Source organism: Rathayibacter sp. AY2B7 (genome assembly GCF_002931635.1).
GTDB lineage: Bacteria > Actinomycetota > Actinomycetes > Actinomycetales > Microbacteriaceae > Rathayibacter.
The window spans coordinates 1-3,379 of sequence record NZ_PSUC01000179.1 but is presented as its reverse complement, the minus strand read 5'-3'; the positions used below and the strand labels follow the sequence as shown (position 1 = coordinate 3,379).

The following is a 3,379-nucleotide window of genomic DNA, read 5'->3' as shown; positions in this document are numbered from 1 at the left end:
GACTGGTCCGACGGGCCGGCGCTCCTTGGACCATGCCCATCTCCGATCATCCGCAGCCATGATGAAGATGATGATCACCGAGACGATCGCGGCCACAGAATCGCCGCCATCGGGCAATGAGATTCCGGTGGAGATGGAGATGGCGATCCAGGCATGAACGAACGCCATCACCCTCGGCAGGAACCCGACGAGCACGAGGCCCAGCAAAACAATCATGACGATGACCCGCACGATCGAGGGCACCTCTGGACCACCGATGCAGAAAGCGGAGATGATCCGCGCCCCAGCACAGTAAGGCGCCGGTTCGGCTCCTCCGACCGTTTGCATCAGTGCGCTGAACGGCGTGAAAACGAGGATGGAGATCTGGGCGGCCGCCAGAGCGCCGCGGCCGAGCGTGAAGGCACGCTGCCGAACCTCCAACGATTGCAAGGCGATCTGGAGCCGTAGCGCTGGCCCGGGTCGCTCGTGCATCAGCACACCGCGTCCACGGTCGTGAAGGTCTCGATGGAGTGCATGGGGAGATCGAATTCTCGGTATTCGAAGGGCGTGAACGTCTCTGTGGTCAGAATGATCGGGCCGCAAAGCGTACGGTGAGCGAGGTTCACGGTGATCTTCTGTGGCTGCAATGAACTGGCCTCGGCGAGGCAGTGTTCGCGGGTCTGGCCGGTTTTACACTCGTGCCACTGCCCGACGGCTTCGGAGAGCTGTGCGAGCTCGGGCCCCTGCGCCCGCTGCGCCCTGCTGAGGCCGAAGAGATTCTCCACCCGCCCTTGAGGTGCAAGCATCAACGACGCCATCGTCTCCGCGTCATATGCGGCGATCTCAGTCGCCTGTGGTGCGTTCGTGAAGAACCCCCACCCCTGTGGGGAGACCGTTGTGAATGCCAGCTGCAGGTTCTTGTGCACGTCCGACTCACTTGACAGGACATTGGGCGGGAGCACGAAGTACACGCTTGCCCCGATCCAAACAGCGAGCACGGCCAAGGCTGCCCCGAAGAACCAGACAGCCTTGTCCGCGATCACTCCCCTCTCCCTCGAGCGCGGAGGCAGCCTCACCTACTTGCCGAGAGCCGCAGCGAACTGGGCCGCGCGCTTCTCATGCGAGATCGGGCTCTGCTCAGTGCTCGTCCCCCAGAAATCGATGGTGTTCCAGACCCATCGCACGTTCCCCGCCGCGGCGACCGTCGCCACGGCCGCTCCGGCGACAGCAGCCACGACGACGACGAAGACGATCGATCGCGCCGAGACGAACTCCTCCTTGTCGGGCACGTTGAGCCCCATGACCTCCGCTACGCCGTAGGAGATCTCGGAGAAGTTCTCGAGAGCAACGTCGACGAGACGAGGATCACCGGACTGCAGCGGCACGGTAACGAGCTCGTTGAAGTTCGGTTCGACACCCATGAACAGGGCGTACATCTCGTCTCGTGCTTCGACGGTGACGCTATCCACTTCCGGCGCATACGGCGAGAGTGCCTTGTGGTCCTCGTAGACCGGACCCGAGCCGAGCACCAGGAAGCTGATGATGTCGTGGTCCGTGTACGACGTCGTCGTCGCCGCCTCGTGCTGTGCAACAAGGCTCGCGCCGGAGGGCGCCGCAACCGCAGGCAGGTTCCCCGCGAGTACCAACGCTGCCGCACACAGCACCGAGACAGCCGACTTCATCCTGATAGCCAATGTTCCCCCAAGAGTGATGGCCTCGAGCGCCAGGAACGGGCTCGTGGACCAGTGGAGCGGAGGCGAGTTGCCAGCGCCACATCGCGAGCTGCACTTCGCAGACTCGTCGAATCAAACCAAACATGTACGGTGCTTTGTTTCTGGGCGCGAAAATTGGCGCGACGACTGACGGCGCGAACGACGACATACAACCGTGCATGTATGTTTGGTTCATGGTCTTCGGAGTGCTCGTCCTGGTGTTCGCTGCTGCTGCCGTCGTCGCAGCCGTCGAATGCGCCGCCCGAGGGCGACTCGGCCCGAACAACCTGGTCGGGATCAGAGCAGCCTCGGTCATGGCTTCCGATGAAGCCTGGCAGCGGGGCCATCAGGCAGCCCGACCCTGCGTGTGGATCGGCGCATTCTTGGCAGTCACGGGGGGCTCGCTCAGCCTCGTGGTCGACCCCACGCACTCGAACGCGTTCGTGCTCGCAGGCCTGTCGGCGTTTCTGATCTTCGTGCTGCTCGGAAGCGCGATCGCCGTGCGCGCGGCACGCCAGGTCCCCCCGCCGGGCGTCGACGACGACCGGCGAGCAGCGCCCCTCCCCTAGCGTCCAGCACGATGCACTCCGGGAGAGCACCATCCCTGTCGATCCGGTGACACCTTGGCTGATCTACGGCACGGGCTCGGTTGCAGCGGAACTCGCGATGCAGGCAAGGCGCCGGGGCATGCCGTTCCTCCTCGCCGGGCGCGACGGCGCGAGTCTCGACATGCTGGCTGACCGGTACGGCGTCGCGAGGATGCAGCTCGACCTCCGGCAGCGTGCGAGCTCTCTGACGCAACACATCGACGGCGTCAGCGAGGTGATCAACACAGCCGGACCATAGTCCTCCACCGCGCAGCCGCTCATGGAGGCCAGCGCGGAAGGTTGCGTCTCCTACGCTGACCTGTCGAATGAGGGCCGCACACACGAGTACGCGTGGAAACGGGATGCCCACTGGCGAGAATGCGGCATCGCCGTGGTACCCGGCGCGGGGTTCGGCACGTATCTGGCCGAAGTGCTCGCCGAGCATGCGCTCCGAACGATAGACCAGCCGCAGAAGGTCAGCCTGACGAGCCTCGCGAGTGGCAGGACTTCGAAGTCACCAGGCGTCACAGCTTCGTCGCAGGCAGTTCTCGCTTCAGGAAGCTGGCGCTTCCGGTCCGGGACCCTGGTCAGGCTGAGAGGTGGAAGAGCAGTTGAGACCTCTGAGACGAGCTCTCACCTGACACTGCACACCGGCGACCTGTTCGCTCTGCGGAGGACGACGGCGGCGACCGACATCCAGGTGTTCGCCGAGCTCGGGTTGCCTCGCGGCCAGCTCCTCCTGCTACTCCCGCTCCTGCGAGTGCTGTCTTCGCTGCACCGAGTTCGCCCTCTCAGGCTTCAATCACATCGGCGAACGCGGCCTCGGATGCTCACGTCGACCGCGAGCACCATCATCAAGCCTCGTCTCCGAGTCACCGTGGAAGGCAGCGCCGGCGATCGTGCATCGTTCGTTCTGACTGCTGGGTCTGGAACAGCCTTTGCGGCTGCGATCTGCCTGGAAGTACCGGCAGCCCTCGCAGCCGAGGCACGGTCCGGGTGCATGACGCCGCTCGAGATCCTGGGATCGAATCCGGCGAGACACCTTCCAGGCGTGCACATATCACCAGACCGATCAGAAGATCCGAAGGGACGAGATGCACC

Annotated in this window: 5 protein-coding genes; 2 read left to right on the top strand and 3 right to left on the bottom strand. The window is 64.3% G+C overall.

What is annotated here, in order from left to right:
* The 3 genes from C5C27_RS17025 to C5C27_RS17015 form a co-directional block, all read right to left on the bottom strand.
* Positions 1-477 (bottom strand): hypothetical protein (locus C5C27_RS17025; protein WP_219813200.1); only part of this gene is annotated, 477 nt, incomplete at its 3' end.
* A complete protein-coding gene (locus C5C27_RS17020; RefSeq protein ID WP_181133582.1) occupies positions 471-1,022 on the bottom strand; it encodes an SdpA family antimicrobial peptide system protein in 552 nt (183 codons plus the stop codon). The genes C5C27_RS17025 and C5C27_RS17020, both read right to left, overlap by 7 nt.
* A gap of 33 nt (positions 1,023-1,055) precedes the next feature.
* Positions 1,056-1,661, bottom strand: a complete 606-nt coding sequence (locus C5C27_RS17015; RefSeq protein ID WP_104281889.1) for a hypothetical protein — start codon at positions 1,659-1,661, stop codon at positions 1,056-1,058.
* Positions 1,662-1,885: 224 nt separating this feature from the next.
* On the opposite strand from C5C27_RS17015, the gene C5C27_RS17010 reads away from it, so the two are divergent.
* Together C5C27_RS17010 and C5C27_RS17005 are read left to right on the top strand one after the other, a co-directional pair.
* Entirely contained in the window at positions 1,886-2,260 is a 375-nt protein-coding gene (locus tag C5C27_RS17010; RefSeq protein WP_181127859.1) for an SdpI family protein, read from the top strand.
* A gap of 46 nt (positions 2,261-2,306) precedes the next feature.
* Complete coding sequence (locus tag C5C27_RS17005) at positions 2,307-2,537, top strand: hypothetical protein (protein WP_146079749.1); 231 nt, start codon at positions 2,307-2,309, stop codon at positions 2,535-2,537.
* Positions 2,538-3,379 lie beyond the last annotated feature (842 nt).